The following is a 16,465-nucleotide window of genomic DNA, read 5'->3' as shown; positions in this document are numbered from 1 at the left end:
CGCAACACAATACGGGCTTAATTAACCCCAACACGATACAACACCTTCACCTCCTTTTTGCCGTTAGACACTGACCGTACCGTCCCCGTTATTGGGGGCGGTGCGGTTTTTTTGTTTGGGGCAAGGGGAAGCCACTTTAGGCGGTCTGTTTGGTGGCTCTAAACATGAAAAAACCGCAAAGCTTGCGCGTTTGCTTTTCATACGGTCAGGTTGCCTGCGGTTCCGGCGTAATCAATCCCTGCGTGCCGTTTTCTGATCCCCGGCAACGGGCAAGTGTCTTATCGGCTTAAAGGGTCGCCACCTTTAAGCCACCCCAACTACTTATCCGGCCACGACCCGTCTGCGCCGACCTGGGCATTAACGCCCCGCGCTTACGGCATCTTCCGGCTTACTTATTTTCTTTTAATCCCCCTGTGCTTATCGGCACGGGGCTACAACGGAGTCTTTATCATGGCAACTTTAGCCGCTTCTTTCAAAAACATTTCCGGTCTGGTACGTTCCGACCGTCCTTTGAGCAATGAGCAAATCTTCCAAGCCGCGCCGTCGGTGTTCGCCGACGCGCCGCACGGTTCGCGTTCGGCACGTTATGCCTACATCCCCACCCGCGAGGTGGTGGACGGCTTGCGGAGCGAGGGTTTTATGCCGTTTATGGCCTGCCAAGCCCGCTCGCGTATTGAGGGCAAGACCGAGTTCACCAAGCACATGCTGCGCTTCCGTTATGAGAACAGCATCAGCGTTGACAACGTCAACGAAATAATTTTGGTCAACTCCCATGACGGCACATCGAGCTACCAGATGCTGGCGGGCTGTTTCCGCTTCGTCTGCCATAACGGGCTGATCTGCGGCGAGACCGTCGAGGATCTGCGAATCAGGCATTCTGGCGATGTCCTCACCAACGTCATCGAAGGGGCTTACCGGATCGTCGGCGAGTTTGAACAGGTCGATTCGGCCAAGGAACTGATGCGGGGCATTGCGCTGAGCCAAGGGCAACAGAACGCCTTCGCCAATGCCGCCCTGCAACTGCGTTACGACCCCGAAGAGAATGTCCCCATCTTGCCGCACCAGCTCAACCAGCCACGCCGTATCGACGACCGGGGCAGTGACCTGTGGCGCACCTTCAACCGCATCCAAGAAAACGTCATCCAAGGCGGCTTGCAAGGCCTCAACCGCAACGGCGGCAAAGTCACCACCCGCAAAGTCACCGGGCTGGGCGAGACCGTCCGGCTGAACCGCGCCCTGTGGACGCTGGCCGAAGAGATGGCAAAACTGGCCGCCTGAGCAGGCCGTACCCAAGCCTTATCGGTGTTTGACATTCCCAACCCCCGCCGCCCGTATCGGTGGCGGGGCAACTTTTTTAGGAGCCAACAACATGTCTGCAACACAACAAGCCATCAAGCAAACATTACAGGACGGGCAAGACATCCAAGCCCTCACGGTCATCCCAGCCAGCACCTCCGCCGTGTCATTAGGGACGCTACACGCCGCCAACGCCGCCGCCTTGGTCGCCGGGGCGGCGGAACTGGCCGGACAGTTGGCCTGCGTCATCGACAAACAGCACTTGGCCACCACCATCAAAGGCAAACGCTTCGTTAACGTCGAAGGCTGGACGACACTGGCGACCATGCTGGGCGTGACCGCGCGTGAAGTGGCCACCGTCGAGTCCGAGGGCATCTACACCGCGATTGTGGAACTGGTGCGGATGTCGGACGGTGCGTGTGTCAGCCGCGCCAGTGCCGAATGCGGCTCACCCGACGAACTGGACAAATACGGCAAACCCGTCTGGTCAACACGCCCGCGCTATGCCCGGCGGTCGATGGCGCAGACCCGCGCGACGGGCAAAGCCTGCCGCTTAGCGTTCAGCTGGATCATGAGCTTGGCGGGTTACGAAGTCACCCCCGCCGAAGAAATGACCCCGCTGGTCGAGTCCGGGCAAATGCAGGAACCGCCGCCGCCGTTACGGATCAGCCCCAGCCAGCTCAAATTGCTGGAGGCGCAAATCCGCGATTACGGCCTCGACCGTGGCCGCGTCGAAGCGTCGGTGAAAGCCGCCTGGAAAATCGCCCTGTTGTCCGAATTGTCGCTGCCGCAGTTTGAAAAGCTGCTGGTGCAACTGGAGAAATGGGCGAACAAAGAATACGCCAAAGCCCAAGCCGCCAGCGCGTTGTGCCGCGACGTGGCCGACTTTTGACGCAAACAAAACACAAACAAAACGTCAGCAACACCTAACCGAAACAACAGGAGAATCATAATGGGCGTATCTTTATACCAACTGAGCGGCCACTACATAGAGGCGTTGGACTTTCTGACCGACCCCGAAACGGACGTGCCGATGCAAGCAATCAACGACACCCTGGAAGGCTTGGGCGGCGAACTGGAGGACAAAGCGGTCAATGTCGCCAAATTCCTGAGAAATATGGAGGCCACCGCCATAGCCATTAAGGCCGCAGAAGAATCGATGGCCAAACGCCGGAAAGCCTTCGAGGCGCGGGTCAACTGGCTCAAGGGCTATATTAAGGCCAACATGGAAGCCACGGGCATCAGCGTCATCGAATGCCCGTACTTCAAACTGTCGGTTGCCAAGAACCCCGCCGCCTTGGACGTGTTCGACGAGGCCGCCATTCCCGCCGAATACAAAAGCATTGAGACAGTGACCGTCGAGCATATCGACAAGGTAGCCATCAAGGCCGCCTTAGCCAAAGGCAAGGCCATACCGGGCGCACGGATCACCAACGGCACACGGCTGTCGATACGCTAGGCCAATACGGAAAAAACGCAGGGAGGCGTTTTTTTTGTCTTCACCGTTAAGCGAAGCCGTTGAACCTTGATAAATAACAAAACTCCAAAACTGCCAATGAGCGGCGCATCTCTTTGACTGGCTTGTTGCGCTGGGCAATCACTAAAATCCAGCCATCAACTGATTACCTACTAAAAATCAACGAATTGTAACAGTCAGCGAATACTCATCATTGTCGGCTGAACGCATAAGCTGGAATACGTCAATTTGATAAGTCTTTTTTTTCGTTAAAAATTCGAAGTGGTCGCGGGCATCACCAACGTCCAAAATGGTTGCAACCGTATTTTTGTAACGCGAAACCACCGTAACATCCATCGTTTGATTTGCCCCTGTTGCCACAGTGTAGCATTGGGTGTCTTCTGGATTGACAGAGCCATTAACCGTCCCAGAGATATGCCCACGTTGAAACTTTATTGGTGTACATTTGTTTGACGCTTTTTGTGTGTTCTCTGTAGATGATGCCAGTTTTACATGGATTTGGGAAAGCGGCACGGTTGTTTTGTACAGTACGTCAAGGTCTTGCTGTCCATTGCTTCCACCTGTTAAAAATAGGGTCATTTTACATTGCCCATTTTTTAATGAGGTAACGCCAGTAGAGCCTTTGACTTCCATGTCAGAATAAGGCGCGGGCAGGTCATGTCTGGCACTTTCCATGACAGCCAAATAGACTTGATTGTCATCGCATGGTCGAGATGCTGCCACACCAGTGCTAACAGCCATACTGGCTAATGCGATCATACCTAAACCGTTCGACAAAAGTTTTTTCATAAAGTTTATCCAAATTTATTAATTGAAACGCCCAACGTTAGGGTAAGGGAAAAGTCCCTTTGATTGGCTTATTTAAGCTCGGTATTAACTGGAGAAAGCTAAACTCCAGCTAAATAAAAATGGTTAATTAGCCGTATGTGTCCGGTGGTTATAAAATACTGCATAATGTGCAATATGTTTTCATTTATAGAGCCTTAAGCTTTACTGGTTCAATTCATTACATACTGAGAGATTTAGTTGAACAAACTCATCCCATGTAAATTGGTCACTATAGTTTTTTTCGTATTGTAAGCCGATTCTGCATATTTCTGGCCGATTGTCGTAAATACGGCATAAATTGGCTTCAATATCAAAATTGACACAAATGCCATCACCGCGATTTAAGTAGGACAGTTCTTTTGCCAAATGTAGGTTTATACAACATTTACCACATTTTGAGCATGGGAAAGTTTCCATCAAAATTCAAAAGCCTCATCCGAATTCATAAAATCATTAAACTCTATAAAAGACTTAAATTGTAGGCTTGTGCCAAATTGATTGTTTATGCGTTCGAGTCCCAAGATAAAACTATCAGGATTCCAATCACATAATGAACCGTCTAGCACATCAAAAGACTCTGAAAATTCATTTTTTCTTTGCGAAAAGTATATGTCCAAATAATTTTCAAGTTCAGCCCGATTTTTTTTTGATTCTGCTATGGCGGCGATACACATTGCCTGAACGACATAACGCCTTTCTTTGGCTTCCTTAACAATCTGGCTATCACCGAGCGCGATTAATCCAGATTGATGCAACATATTGCCAAAAAAATAACCCACTCCAGCACCTATCAAAGCCCCAATAACGGGGATAGGTATTGCGGCTTGCCCAAGCGCACCACAATAAAAAGACGAGGTGCTTGTTATGGCGTTATGACTGATCTCAGCCAATAGCTGTTCATTGTCAATATCGCCATTGATATAAGAAATAAAGGACTTGCTAATATTGACAACACCAGCGGCAATTGCTGCTGGTGCGTTAGACCGTGAAAACGAACGCGCAACTGACTCGCCGAGAAAGTATGTTGTTGTGTGAGTAATCCCTTTGCTCATTGCCGTGACGACATAACCAGTCGCATAACCTTTGGCCGCATCAACGGCAACACGGGAAGTGAATTCTCCTATTTCAATATCGCCTTTACTCATCGAATAAAGCCCAGTGACCGCGCTAAAGCCACCCGTTATGGCTGCGCCAACATTACCAGCCCGTTTGCCGGATTCGTGCATATCTGTTAATGCGGACTTTAACTTAAAGTCTTTGGCAATATCTTTGGCGACTTCAATCTTAGTGGATTCTAAAGCTTCTGAATATGTAGTTCCTGAAGATGAAACATCATCGTGTTGCAAAGACTTTTGTAAGTTTCGGCGGGTTTGCTCATAATCCTCGGCTTTAAGCGTACCTGTCTCAATACGTTTTTTTAACAGCTCGTCTATTTTTTCAACTTGGTCACTGGGCGCAAGCCGCGCCATTTCCTTGTATTTGTCTTGGGAGAGTGCAAAAGCACTGCTTGCCGAATTGTTACATGACTTAGCTTGGACTTCCCTTAATGTTTTCTGACCACTTTTAATCACTATATCAACAGGATCTGTTGGGAATCCCATACTGGCGGTGGTTCTGGCAAATAAATCACTGTCTTTCTTTAAGGCATCAAAATTGAATTTGAGCACTTCAAGCTGTTCAAACATGTGCCCTTGGGCTTTATCTGCGGCAACGTTCTTCCACTTGTCGGCAAATTGCACAAGTTGGTCTGAATCATTAACTGATGTTACGCAGCCCTTAGTTTTTGCAACTCTTCATAAGCCATTTGGTTGGCCTTGACGAACAGCTTGGCCCGCATAGCGAAATGATTGGTTTTATGTTTTATCTTCAGGCATTCGAGCTTGAAGTTATGCGGAAACCGGACATCTGCCGATTGACAACAACCCCGTGGAAAATTGCATCCGACCCATTGCGCTGGGCAAGAAAAATTGGCTGTTTGCCGGTTCCGAACGTGCCGGGCAACGTGCCGCCGCAATCCAAACCTTACTGGGCACGGCCAAGCTTAATGGCCTAAACCCGGCGGCATGGCTGAAGGAAACATTAGAAAAACTGCCCATGTGGCCGAATAGCCGCATTGATGAATTGTTGCCTTTGACATCCGAACAAATAACGGCGATTAAACAAAATTTACCTGAAAAGGCAACGTGGTAGGGACACGCGCTTACGGTCTTCCGTAGCCTAAAGCACGAGCAATTGAACTACGAAAGGTTCAAGACAAAAGAAGCCGCAAAACTAAGCATTATTGATTATTTCGCTTTTTATAACGGCAGACGTTCGCATTCGACATTGGGCTATAAAACCCCTTTGGAATTTGAGCGGGAATTTTACAGCAAGGTTGCCTAAGAAAGTGTCCGGTTTTTGTTGACCATTACACAATTTGCCGGAGTCCCTCAAAAGTAGGGTCTGCTTTGATCCACGTTTTTTTTGTATTGGTTTTCTTCTGCCAAGTCTTGAATCCTTCGATGGAATGACCGTCACTTCCAGAAACGCATGGCTTTGGTCGCCCCCCAATAGAAATTTGAAAGTTTTTAATGAATCCTTCATTTGCGGGGGTTTTTCGTCCAGTAAATAGATCAATGTTATCTTGCAGCCGCTCTTCGAAAAGGTCTCCCAATCGCAGGAAATACAAATCCTCTGCCATCTGAGTTTTCCAGTCGATACTTTCCACACCACCATAGCAGTCATAAGGAATCATCACCAGCCGCTTGTCAGCCGGAATCATTTCCAATGCTTTAACAAATGATTCTTTTGTTATCTCTGCTGTTTGAGCACCAATCTGAAATAGCTTTTCTGGATCATTTTTATAGTCATCACCCTCGCCTGCCCCATGCTTATTCGCCTTGGCAGGATCGAGTTCAAGTGCAAATTCTCGCAGTGCGTCGTCTGAAAGACAACTATTGATAATGCGAACGTTCAATGTTGCTTTGAAATCTTTTAACTTTTGAATAGGGAGCTTGTCGGATAGGATGACATGAATGTTTATTCTGTGCCTCGTCGCTGATTCGATCCTCAACTCGATACCAGGGAATAGAGTTTTTTGAATAATTTATCCATCATCATGAGCAGCGCGAAGAGCCAGATAACCGTCAAACGTCCAGTAATCATTGATCGCATAAACTGAGACATCACTTTCATTGATATTTTTGATAACCTGCTTGATTGCAGCAGACCGATCAGTGGAATTCATTCCCGCAAATCCGCCTCTCTTGAAGTTGTAGGAAGCTGGTGTATGGATGTGAAGATCCCACAGCCGCCATTCTGAACCTTTAGGGTAATTACTCATTCTTAATTCGTCTCGATTAATATAAATCTATATTTCTTAATAAATACTTTGCCATACATTGCACAACCAAGGATTTTTTAATACTTGACAGGCTCTTACGATTGCAAATTTTCGCGACAAGCCACTTCCAGCCTGTTTCAAATATTCAAAACCTTAACCTAATAAAATATCAGTGTAACAACTCGGAACCCGCCACGCTATGAACTATTACCATTTTCATAAAATAGTTGAAAAATAATTTTTTGACATTTTCTGTTACTTAGGCGTATGCTTTGCACCGAGTCGTAAGAAGCTCACACAGTCAACAAAGCGGAACCCGCACCCGATAGACCATGCGGTATTTTTTTGCCTACCAGTTTCTGCAATTGTGCTATTCATGGCATAATTGCGCTTGCTGTTGGGAGTGCCATACCCGTAAGGATTGGCGCAGCTTCTTTGTTGGCTGTTCTTACCCTCCTAACAGCTCCTTCGGGAGTGTATCGTAAGAAATACACAACAGAGGTACAAAAATGTCAAAATCCCTATATCTGCCAGAGCAATTTGTCTTCGCTCATGGTCAAGAGCTTGTAACCACATCCCTTAAAGTAGCCGAGCGATTCGGCAAACGCCACGATAACGTAATTCGCGATATTGATAAGGTTTTAACGCAAGTGTCTGAATCTTTCGGAAAACTCAATTTTGAGGAGACCGAATACGAAAAGCCAAACAATCTCAATCTGATGGCTAAGCATCGTTCCTTTAACCTGACTAAAGACGGTTTCATGTTTTTGGTCATGGGCTTCACTGGCAAAGATGCCGCCGCAATCAAAGAGTGGTACATCAACGCCTTCAATCAGATGTACGATAAGCTATTTCCCCGTTCCGCGCCCACCCAGCAAACCCTACTCCCCGAACCGCCCACCATCACCAAAAAGCAAGCCGGCGAACTGTCCGCCATCGTAGCCAACAAATCCCGGTCAAGCGGCAAGCCTAAAGCCTACTATTGGAGCCGTTACCAAAACCATTTTAAAATCGCCAAATATGGCGACACCCCCGCCGATAAGTTTGATGCAGCCCACGACTACCTGCTCAGGCTGGAAGGCGATAACGACCCCTTGTTAACATTGTCGCAAGCCGAGCTTGAAGCATTATTGCAGGAACGGATCAACGCCCTGCCCTCCCCAGCCAAAGAAGGCGAACTCCTGCCCAACCCCACCAAAGACGACCTGATCGGCATCCTGACCCGCCAAATAACCGCCCTGGAGGCGCAACTGCAAGCCGCCCAAAACCTAAGCCCTGCCAGAATGATCCTGGCCCTCAAACAAGAAGGCCATCTGGTGATCGAAAAAGGCCAAGACCTGCCCGGCCAAATCGTCATGCACTACGTCTCCCCCAAACGCCTCACCCAACTAATCCACTGCGCCACCGAGCGCTTAGAAAACTTCTTGCGGGAAGAAGTGGCAAACGCCTAAAACCCATCAAAACAAACAACCCCCACCCGTCCGGCGCAAACCGCCGGACACAAAAAAGCCCCTTAACGGGGCTTAAATGCAAAGCCGCAATACCGGCCCACTATCGGCGGGAATCGGAATTTGACTTTTCTGGCTGTTAAGATATGCTTAAACCGTTATCGGCTGAGGGTGGCAGATCAGGGAGTCCCAGGGTATTGTCCGCACCTTCTACCACATCAAGCAACACCAATTCTAGGCTGATTAACAGCCCGTCTGCGATGACATCACTGTCAGCTTGGGAGGCGGGGTCCCCACTATCATCCATTGCGATGCTGTGCATTTTGTCTTTTTGATTTTTAAAAGGCTTTTTCCATTTTTTACACAGCAACCTTACGTTAAAGCTTTTTTCCTCAATAACAAATGGCACGTTATATTCCAAAATAGCCTCCACTTGCTCATCCCTCCCGTCATCACCCCTAACCACCGGATTAACCGCCGCCTTGGCAAGCTCCGCCAAGTGCTGGATAGCGATGATACGTTCGCGTTGGTAAGCCTTAAGCCCGTCTTGATTGGTTGCCGAAACCATTTTGTTTAACGATGTACGGTTAACCTCCCAAACCAACCCATCCCCGGTAGTCACCTGCCCTTGGGTATTGTTTAGCGCGGCGGCAACCGCATCGGCAATCACCGTACTCGCGTTAGGATTAGCCTTAACGGCATCAGGCAATGTGGTCCCGACCAATTGCCCATGCTCTTCTTGTAGCCGCAACCTTTCTTCTAGGGCATATTCCGGCTCTGGCTCTGGCTCTGGCTCCGGTTGCTGTCCGGCAGTCGGCTCTACTTGCGCGGCGGCAGGTTCCTGATCCGTTAACGGGAGAGTCACCGCGTTCTCCGGCAACAGATCAACCGCCGGACTTGGCACAACATCAGGCGGCGGCTCCGGCAAGCGTTCGGCTTCCGCAACCTGCGCCGCCCTTACCCCCTCAAGCCTAGTTTTGGCCGTTTCCAACTCCCCTTCAAGCTGGGTAATCTCGGCCTGCAAGGCGGTTTTCTGGGCGGCGTTATCGGCAATCTTAGCGTTGGCTCGCGCAAACGCCGCGCTGTTTTTTGCCGCCAACTTCATCAGCCGTGCGGCCACCTGATTGACGTTTAAATCCCGCCCCCTTTCCGGCGCAACCACCACCGTCACATCGCGCTTATTAATCAGCCATCGCCAACTGATCATCTCATCGGTGGGCAACACCTTTTTAGGCGTAGTATCGGGGTTATGGAAATACACCGAAATGGTCTGTCCGTCCGACAACACAAACCGGACAACCACATTCACCGTACCGTTGGCAGAAAACGGCTCACTGATAGCCGAACTCTCAACCTTCAAAGCTCCGCCCTGGGCATTTAAAACGCGCTGCATAGCCGCCATTTTCCGCTCCAGATAAGCGTACGGCGTGACCATCGCATCTAACGCCAAAACACCGTCAGAATCTTCGTAAATATCCTCAAAACTGCAAGCGTCCAGCATCAGCCCGGTATCATCCTGCTTAATCCGGTACAACAAACGGTCAAGGGTTATCCCGTATAACGGCAAGTGGGTTTGGTTATTCCAATAAACGGCATTAGGCATCTTTTTTCTCCTGTTTATTCGCCACGTTGTCGCATACATACCCGGCCATAAACATCGTCACAAACGTGGCCGGGTCGCCCAAATCAGTCCCCAACTTAATCGCCCCCAAGGCTGCGCTGACAATAGCTCCCGTACTGAGCATCGTAGCCGATACCGCCCCGCACAAATAATCGCCAAAATGGCAAGTGATATGTCCTTTAACCACCTGCACCGTGTAATTGACCAAGCCCCCCAACAGCCCGACGGCTACCAATTGCAAAAAAATCAGGTAACTTTCATTAAGCGTTGGCATTATCGCCCCCTAAAATAGCGGAAATTTCTTCATTGACGGCGGCGATGGCCTCTTTTAGCGCATCCCGCTTGGCGGTGAGTACCTGCACCATCTTCGGCGCAGGCGTGACAATGCCCTTCGGCACTTTAATGGCGGTAGCCGCCAGCTTTTTCTGAAAGGCAGAACGCCCCGCATCAAGGGCATTGACGATCTCAATAACCGCCTTGGCATGGTTGTCATGAGACTTAATGGGGAACAGCTTTCTGTTGACCAAGACCTGAAAAATATCCCCGGTCTGGTTAACCCGTAACACCACCACCTGCGAATCGGCAAAGGTTATGCTTATTTCCCGATAGCTGACATTGGAAGTCCGGCGCACCTGCGTGGCTATATCCACTTGGGCAACGGTAACGTGGTGTTTCTCGAAGGCTTGTTTCAGCTCTTTGGCAACCCCATCCTTTTTGTTGGACAAGTCGTCAAAGCTAAACAGGAATTGATTAGAAGAAGGCGTTGGCATGGCGGCGGCATTTTTTCAAAAACGCCACTATAAGCCAGCATTTGCCCATAAATGCGGGGGTTTCCGTAAAAAGACTTATGCTAATTTAGTTATTGCGAGAGTCCCTGTAAGTGATGTAGATATATTAAATCCTGTGCCTGTAAGGGTACTATCTGCCGATGATGCGTTACCCAACATAAAAGTAAGACTTGTATTTAATGTTAAAAAATATTCAATAATTACTAAACTATCAGATGATGTCGTCGCCGCACTATTAAAAATAAAATTATTAATATTTTGAAATACTGTACCATAACCCCCTGTGCCATAGCTATTATAAGGGGGCGCGGTAGGATTACATAAACTAATGGCAGTAATTAACCTTCCAGCTGTATGTAAAACCGCATTTAATGCGATTCTATAAGTTCCAGCCGGTAATGTAATCTTAAAAGGGGCTGTGGTATTTGTAAAACTAAGTCCTGATATGTCCGAAAATATTTGCTGTATATTTGCTGGAGATAATGTAGTTGTAGATGAATAATTATATCTAAAACTCAACACAGCAGATTGATACCCGCCACCGCCGGACACAACCAAATTACTTGAACCTAACAATGATTCACCATTGACGGTTCTCAAATTCGAACCGCTGACTAAAAGCGGCTGATAAACCGCATCAAATTTAGCTTTCAAATACGCATACAAATTAGCCAGCGTGGCTTTTTTCAGCACATTACCCGCGCCCGAATCCAAAACCGCCAGCGAATCCCCATCCACCAATGCCGTTTTAGCCGCCAACGCGACAAAAACATCGCTAATGTCAGTTGCCAACAAAAACACCGCACCAAGCCGACCATTCCAAGACGATAGTGAGTCCGTATTGTCGATTTTTTGCCAAGACGTACCGATGCTGATTAGCCAATCACCAGTGATATAGTCAATCCCATAAGCAGTAAAACTGCCAGTGGCAATAATAAAATTGCCATCATTGGCACTGGAAGCGGCGGGTATGGCAGAAAGACCGTTTAAGGCCGTATCTCCTGAGGTAATCGAAGAACCATTAAACACGCCCTTAAACTTAAGGGTATGCAATATCGAATCAGGCAATTGCGATATATAAACATGCCCGGATGAATCTAAGCCCGCATACCCGTCCGGCGAATTGCGGTAGGCCGCATCCTCAGGCGTAAAGCCCAGCTCGGCTTGCTTCGCATTAATATTGCCCTGCAACTTTTGCAAAATCGTTTGCAAAGTATCGCCGATAAGAATCGTGCCGGCCGCCGCCGTAAACGCACTGATCCCCGCGCCATAAACCCTAGCCGCCGTAAAAAACTGGTTAGTGCGGCCAGCATCAGAAAGTTGGTCGGTATTGGTAGGAATAGCCGAACTGTCCGCCTTCAAAAGGATTGCCGACTGTAGGATGGCGGCAATGTCACGCAATTTAGTCAGCGTATTCTTAATAGCCAAAAAATTAGCCCTAAACTGGCTCAACCGCATCGCACTAGGATTGGGTATGGTCGGGTCAACTGCCCCCAAATAACCCTCGGCATCGCTTAGGGCCGTATCAAAATCAGCCATCAGTCAATCACCCACCCCTGCCCGCTAATCGTACCGCTGACAGTAAGATTGCCCGAAATAGCCACATCACCATCGATTTCAGCATTGCCATCTATTGATGTAGGCCCCGTCACCGCCACCGAACCGCCTTGCAACGTCAACGCCTGGTCGGCAAACAAAGCAATATTGGCATGATGGAACCGCCGCACCCCGACACTATTGTCCGACCCCGGATTACGGTAGCCGTCAATAATCGGGTAACGCGCATCACCGCCCATAAACGCCACCCACACCAAATCTCCGGCCAGTATCTCTATTTCCGTGTTTTTCGCCTTATCGCCGATAGGGTAATTAATCTCCGCGATAGGCAACTCGTCGCCGCCGTCCGTAACCCCTTCAATGCTCACCCGCACCAGCCGCGCCGCCGCATCATAAGAGCCTATCACCCCCGGATACAAACCCGCATAAACCTTGCCGTTCATGAATTCATCGCCCCCAGCCACAACTTAGAATACTGGTTGCCCGCCCCATCCATCCCGCCCTCAAAAACATGCGCCGCCGTAATGATCACCATCGGCTTAGCCCCCGAAATGTCCACCAAATCCCCCGCCATCAACCGCTCTTCCAACGACCGCTTAACCCGCTTGCGGTGGACAAGATAGCGCGTCATATTCTGCAACTGCCGTGGCGACTTATTGGGCGCATAAACCGCCGTCCGGGCCTTTTGCGTATTGCCGTCCACCGTCTTACCGTCACTGCCCACCGAATAAAAACGCGGCGCATTATGCCGCTCCAAAAACCCACTGGCCACATTATCAGACGCATTGTCCGGCAACGAAATGCTGGTGGTCTGGTTAAACAAATCCGCCAGACGCACAAAACCCAGCCGACCATTTCGCCAGCGCATCACCCCGCCCTCTTCCAGCATAACCAGCGCAATCTGGAACGTAGGGGCCTGGCCCTTAAGACAGGCAAACCGCTCAACCGGAATATCCCCATCAAAAACCTTAAAACTCGCCCCAGCGGCTTTATAAATCGCCGATAACCGAGTATTAGAGCGCACCAAAGCGGTCTCACGGATAAACGCCACGGTATGACAATTATCCAACACCCCAATCAGCTTAACCCCGCCAAAATCCCGCCCGCCTTGCGCTACCCGGTTCTCCACCCGCGTCGTCTTAATGATGTAAAAGCGGTTCCCCCCCACCTCCAACACCTTACCCTCCGCCAACAACCGCGCCAAATCGTCATCCGCCCGCACCTCCAGCTCCAACGTCATCGGCACCGGCACAAGGCTAGAACGCACCACCGCCTTACTGATAAGGTCGCCGCGATCTGGTCACCCTTTTCGGTAAAAATAATCATCGTGGCTTACAAATTGATAATGGGCCTAGAAAAGGCCTTATACGGCAACCCGTCTTCAATAGAGGCAATCTCAGCCGTGATTTCCGAAACGCTACGGCCAAACACATCAATCCCCTGCATCCGCGAAGCTTCCAGCTGCAAAGCCGTTTCCCGCTCCACATACAGCAAAAACAAAGGCCGGATCACCGCCCATACCGACAATGACACATCAGTGTCCGCATCGATAGCTTGGTTATTATCCGGCGCACTGGCGATGGCGGCATACCCCGCATAAAACCCCACCGCCCGCACCGCCTGCGCCAACACCGTCGGCAGCTCCAACATCTGCACATCAGGCCGCTCAACCGTGTAAAACGTGTTAACCCACTCGCCCAACAACATAATTAAGCGGGCCGGTAATCCGTCGAATTGCCCTGCTCGATTTCGCCAAAATAATGAAAAAACATATTGCCGGAAATGAGCAAGGGCTGGCTGCGGTTTTCAAAATCGCGGTCAGGGTTATCCACGACAATAAAGCATTCGTAAATGTCTTTTTTCCGCAAATAAGCCGTGGGCGTACCCTCATAAACCCGCGCGTCAAACTTACCGCCGCCATAAATAAGGTCAATAAGTAAGTTATCAATTTCCCCTGCCCTAACTTCTTGGAACGCCACCTGCCCTTGGTGGTTAATTTTAGTTTGCTGAGGTTGAAACATCGTCATCCCTAAAGGCCCAGGGATTTCAATCTCACCAGCCACCGTCGCCATCGGCCACGGGAACTGCTTAGTCAGGTTCCAAAGAACCTCATGACCCATGCCGATAATCTCCAGCGTACCGTCGCTGTTAATGACCTTATCGCCATGCGCTCTAATGCTCGACCAATTTTGCTTTAAATACACCCCATTACTAACTGCCATAACACACCAACCCAATAAAATTAACGTCGGTGCAATATAGCTTTTGCCAACGGCGAGATTGGCGGGGTTTCCTGATTTTTTGGGAGAGGGAGTAACAGATCGCTTTGTATAAATAGCAATTGTTAACACAAGAGTTTTGGGGTATATTTTAAAAACCTTGCGCTCCTTTATCTTTTGGAAAGCAACATATCACGCCGCCGCATCATTAAAGTAGGAGCGCGGCTATAATGCAGTTTTGTTTTTCAACTTTCTTGACAGCGCCCAGTTAGTGCTGCGTCAGGCAAACAATCTTTTCTAATATTACTTCAATGGATTCAATCAACTGGTACTTAGAATACCTAAAGAAAACACAAGAATTAAGGGGTTTGTTTTGGGAATGCCTTATGCTGAGTCGAAAAAATCCCAATTCTGATGCAATAAAAATTTTATGTAAAAATATTTCTGCTAAATGCGATAGTTTAGAGAGCCATTGGCAACAAGCACTAGCTAATGAAAGTTTCCCAAAAAGGGCTGATATTAATAGGCATTTGCGTTTTGCAGAATCTCACGATTTTGAAGACCTAATATCTAATGATTTCATTGAAGCCGATAATAAAGCTCTAAACTTTGTTTCAGAGAATCTATCAAATAGAAAAGGCGATTTATATGTAAGTAAAGAAAGGATTGATGAGCTTTCTTCACTATCCAGTAAGTTTGATCTAACTAGGCTAGTTTATATTTGTAAAGAGCTAAATTTAGGCTATCAAACAGGCCAAGTCTATGCGCTACCTCTTTTGGTTCGTTGTATTCTTGACCACATACCACCAATATTTGAGTGTAAGAGCTTCAAAGAAGTAGCAAATAATTACCCTTCAGGAACAAAATCATTTCGTGAGAGCGTGAAGCATTTAGAAGAATCGTCACGAAAGATTGGTGACTCTTTTTTACATACACAAATACGGCAATCGGAATCACTACCAAATTCAGTTCAAGTTGATTTTCGACAATCTTTAGATGTTGTATTATCAGAAATTGTTAGAATCCTTCGTTAGTGATAATTATTTTATGTTTGGTTATGATAAATAGCGCCTAACAAGTCAATCAAAGGACGCGCCAAGCGGCGCGTCCCAAACTTTCCTGCTTAACTAAACCCCACCCACAACCCTAGTCCCAATCACCTTCCTGGCCAACGCCTTCAACACGTCCGGCGCAAACTCCAGCGGCATAATATCCAAGATAAAATCACAAAACGCCTCGACATTGGTAACGGACACCATACGCATATTATCGCCCATCTTTTCCGTACAAATGACCTCACCGTTCTGGAAGGTCGTCAGGGTGCGGGTGATTTTGGACTTTCCAGGTTTAGGCAGCTCTTGGGACGGTGTGCCTTGCAGCTCGGCTTCCATCCGGTTAAAAGCGGTGATGTAAGCCTCTTTCCACTGCGCCGCTTTGGCTCCGGTGAAACCCATCGCCAAGAAAGTGAAGCCGTCGCGGGTTATTTCGTAGACCGGGCGTTTTTCGCCTTTTGCGTCTTCGTATTCAACCGCCGCAAAATTGCGGGCGTTAAACTCAGGCGAACAATTCATGTTTTGAATTTTTTTAAGAACGTCATCATGACGTTTGTTGAAATGCTCGGCAATTTTTAGGGAGGTGGTTTTTAGTTGCCCGTCAATGACAGCGATATGTGGGCAGAATTTGGGCGTGGCTTGAGTGTTCATGAGGTATTCCTATAGTGATTGTATTTACAATCGCTACCCACCTTCTTGGTCATGAAGTGGGTGGCGACCCGTGCAGGTCGACCAAGAACCGGACTATAGGAACCGGCAATCCCCAAAGGGATTCCCGCATGGATCACCATAACAGCTTTCCGCACGCATAAAAAAAGCGCATGAGTGTTTGCGCCTTTTGGGCTATAGTTTCCAGG

Annotated in this window: 19 protein-coding genes and 3 pseudogenes; 7 read left to right on the top strand and 15 right to left on the bottom strand. The window is 48.6% G+C overall.

Annotated elements, in window-relative coordinates; genetic code table 11:
* Positions 1-273: 273 nt before the first annotated feature.
* The 3 genes from CEK71_RS03650 to CEK71_RS03640 all read left to right on the top strand — a co-directional run bounded on the left by CEK71_RS03650 (position 274) and on the right by CEK71_RS03640 (position 2,755).
* The gene (locus CEK71_RS03650) at positions 274-1,278 is read left to right on the top strand and encodes a DUF932 domain-containing protein (protein ID WP_456299079.1); all 1,005 of its coding nucleotides are present in this window, start codon (positions 274-276) and stop codon (positions 1,276-1,278) included.
* Between the two features lie 91 nt (positions 1,279-1,369).
* Positions 1,370-2,188, top strand: coding sequence for a hypothetical protein (locus CEK71_RS03645; protein WP_088618110.1), 819 nt, complete (start codon positions 1,370-1,372; stop codon positions 2,186-2,188).
* A gap of 60 nt (positions 2,189-2,248) precedes the next feature.
* A complete protein-coding gene (locus CEK71_RS03640) occupies positions 2,249-2,755 on the top strand; it encodes a siphovirus Gp157 family protein (protein WP_232463757.1) in 507 nt (168 codons plus the stop codon).
* A gap of 177 nt (positions 2,756-2,932) precedes the next feature.
* On the opposite strand, the gene CEK71_RS03635 is transcribed toward CEK71_RS03640, so the two are convergent.
* The 4 genes and pseudogenes from CEK71_RS03635 to CEK71_RS24270 form a co-directional block, all read right to left on the bottom strand.
* Positions 2,933-3,562: a hypothetical protein gene (locus tag CEK71_RS03635; protein WP_088618108.1), complete on the bottom strand. Its 630-nt coding sequence runs from the start codon at positions 3,560-3,562 to the stop codon at positions 2,933-2,935.
* 201 nt (positions 3,563-3,763) lie between these two features.
* Entirely contained in the window at positions 3,764-4,018 is a 255-nt protein-coding gene (locus tag CEK71_RS24095) for a YkgJ family cysteine cluster protein (protein WP_408630485.1), read from the bottom strand.
* Complete coding sequence (locus CEK71_RS03625; protein ID WP_088618106.1) at positions 4,018-5,340, bottom strand: hypothetical protein; 1,323 nt, start codon at positions 5,338-5,340, stop codon at positions 4,018-4,020. Before CEK71_RS03625 ends, CEK71_RS24095 begins: the two co-directional genes overlap by 1 nt.
* 26 nt (positions 5,341-5,366) lie before the next feature.
* Positions 5,367-5,486: pseudogene (locus tag CEK71_RS24270) on the bottom strand (IS701 family transposase); the annotation flags it as partial.
* Between the two features lie 2 nt (positions 5,487-5,488).
* Between CEK71_RS24270 and CEK71_RS03620 the strand changes: the two are divergent.
* Positions 5,489-5,791 (top strand): annotated as a pseudogene (locus CEK71_RS03620) (transposase domain-containing protein); the annotation flags it as partial.
* A gap of 27 nt (positions 5,792-5,818) precedes the next feature.
* A pseudogene (locus tag CEK71_RS24090) lies at positions 5,819-5,983 on the top strand (IS3 family transposase); the annotation flags it as partial.
* A 25-nt stretch (positions 5,984-6,008) separates the two neighbouring features.
* Here the strand turns inward: CEK71_RS24090 and CEK71_RS03610 are convergent.
* Both CEK71_RS03610 and CEK71_RS03605 read right to left on the bottom strand, forming a co-directional pair.
* A complete protein-coding gene (locus tag CEK71_RS03610) occupies positions 6,009-6,653 on the bottom strand; it encodes a hypothetical protein (protein WP_088618103.1) in 645 nt (214 codons plus the stop codon).
* Between the two features lie 33 nt (positions 6,654-6,686).
* Positions 6,687-6,923 carry a hypothetical protein gene (locus tag CEK71_RS03605; RefSeq protein WP_088618102.1) on the bottom strand — a complete coding sequence of 79 codons (237 nt, stop codon included), beginning with the start codon at positions 6,921-6,923 and terminating at the stop codon, positions 6,687-6,689.
* Positions 6,924-7,432: 509 nt separating this feature from the next.
* Here CEK71_RS03605 and CEK71_RS03600 point away from each other — a divergent pair.
* Entirely contained in the window at positions 7,433-8,374 is a 942-nt protein-coding gene (locus CEK71_RS03600; RefSeq protein ID WP_088618101.1) for a Rha family transcriptional regulator, read from the top strand.
* A 136-nt stretch (positions 8,375-8,510) separates the two neighbouring features.
* Here CEK71_RS03600 and CEK71_RS03595 read toward each other — a convergent pair whose 3' ends face one another.
* The 8 genes from CEK71_RS03595 to CEK71_RS03560 all read right to left on the bottom strand — a co-directional run bounded on the left by CEK71_RS03595 (position 8,511) and on the right by CEK71_RS03560 (position 14,559).
* Entirely contained in the window at positions 8,511-9,974 is a 1,464-nt protein-coding gene (locus CEK71_RS03595) for a defense against restriction DarA-related protein (protein WP_088618100.1), read from the bottom strand.
* Positions 9,967-10,266, bottom strand: a complete 300-nt coding sequence (locus tag CEK71_RS03590) for a hypothetical protein (protein WP_088618099.1) — start codon at positions 10,264-10,266, stop codon at positions 9,967-9,969. Before CEK71_RS03590 ends, CEK71_RS03595 begins: the two co-directional genes overlap by 8 nt.
* Positions 10,253-10,762, bottom strand: a complete 510-nt coding sequence (locus CEK71_RS03585) for a defense against restriction DarA-related protein (protein WP_088618098.1) — start codon at positions 10,760-10,762, stop codon at positions 10,253-10,255. The genes CEK71_RS03590 and CEK71_RS03585 overlap by 14 nt, the downstream gene beginning before the upstream one ends.
* A gap of 75 nt (positions 10,763-10,837) precedes the next feature.
* Positions 10,838-12,319 carry a hypothetical protein gene (locus tag CEK71_RS03580; RefSeq protein ID WP_088618097.1) on the bottom strand — a complete coding sequence of 494 codons (1,482 nt, stop codon included), beginning with the start codon at positions 12,317-12,319 and terminating at the stop codon, positions 10,838-10,840.
* Positions 12,319-12,780, bottom strand: coding sequence for a hypothetical protein (locus CEK71_RS03575; RefSeq protein ID WP_088618096.1), 462 nt, complete (start codon positions 12,778-12,780; stop codon positions 12,319-12,321). Before CEK71_RS03575 ends, CEK71_RS03580 begins: the two co-directional genes overlap by 1 nt.
* Positions 12,777-13,604: a hypothetical protein gene (locus CEK71_RS03570; protein ID WP_157678959.1), complete on the bottom strand. Its 828-nt coding sequence runs from the start codon at positions 13,602-13,604 to the stop codon at positions 12,777-12,779. The genes CEK71_RS03575 and CEK71_RS03570 overlap by 4 nt, the downstream gene beginning before the upstream one ends.
* A gap of 65 nt (positions 13,605-13,669) precedes the next feature.
* Positions 13,670-14,044: a hypothetical protein gene (locus tag CEK71_RS03565; protein WP_088618094.1), complete on the bottom strand. Its 375-nt coding sequence runs from the start codon at positions 14,042-14,044 to the stop codon at positions 13,670-13,672.
* 2 nt (positions 14,045-14,046) lie between these two features.
* Positions 14,047-14,559: a hypothetical protein gene (locus tag CEK71_RS03560; protein ID WP_088618093.1), complete on the bottom strand. Its 513-nt coding sequence runs from the start codon at positions 14,557-14,559 to the stop codon at positions 14,047-14,049.
* 383 nt (positions 14,560-14,942) lie between these two features.
* Here CEK71_RS03560 and CEK71_RS03555 point away from each other — a divergent pair, with 383 nt between their 5' ends.
* Complete coding sequence (locus tag CEK71_RS03555; protein WP_198328448.1) at positions 14,943-15,590, top strand: hypothetical protein; 648 nt, start codon at positions 14,943-14,945, stop codon at positions 15,588-15,590.
* A gap of 93 nt (positions 15,591-15,683) precedes the next feature.
* On the opposite strand, the gene CEK71_RS03550 is transcribed toward CEK71_RS03555, so the two are convergent.
* On the bottom strand, positions 15,684-16,259 hold the full coding sequence (locus tag CEK71_RS03550; protein WP_088618091.1) for a Rha family transcriptional regulator: 576 nt from the start codon (positions 16,257-16,259) through the stop codon (positions 15,684-15,686).
* Positions 16,260-16,465: the final 206 nt, after the last annotated feature.

Source organism: Methylovulum psychrotolerans (genome assembly GCF_002209385.1).
Lineage (GTDB): Bacteria > Pseudomonadota > Gammaproteobacteria > Methylococcales > Methylomonadaceae > Methylovulum > Methylovulum psychrotolerans.
Note: the sequence above shows the minus strand (reverse complement) of the source record. Positions and strands in the feature narration are given on the sequence as shown.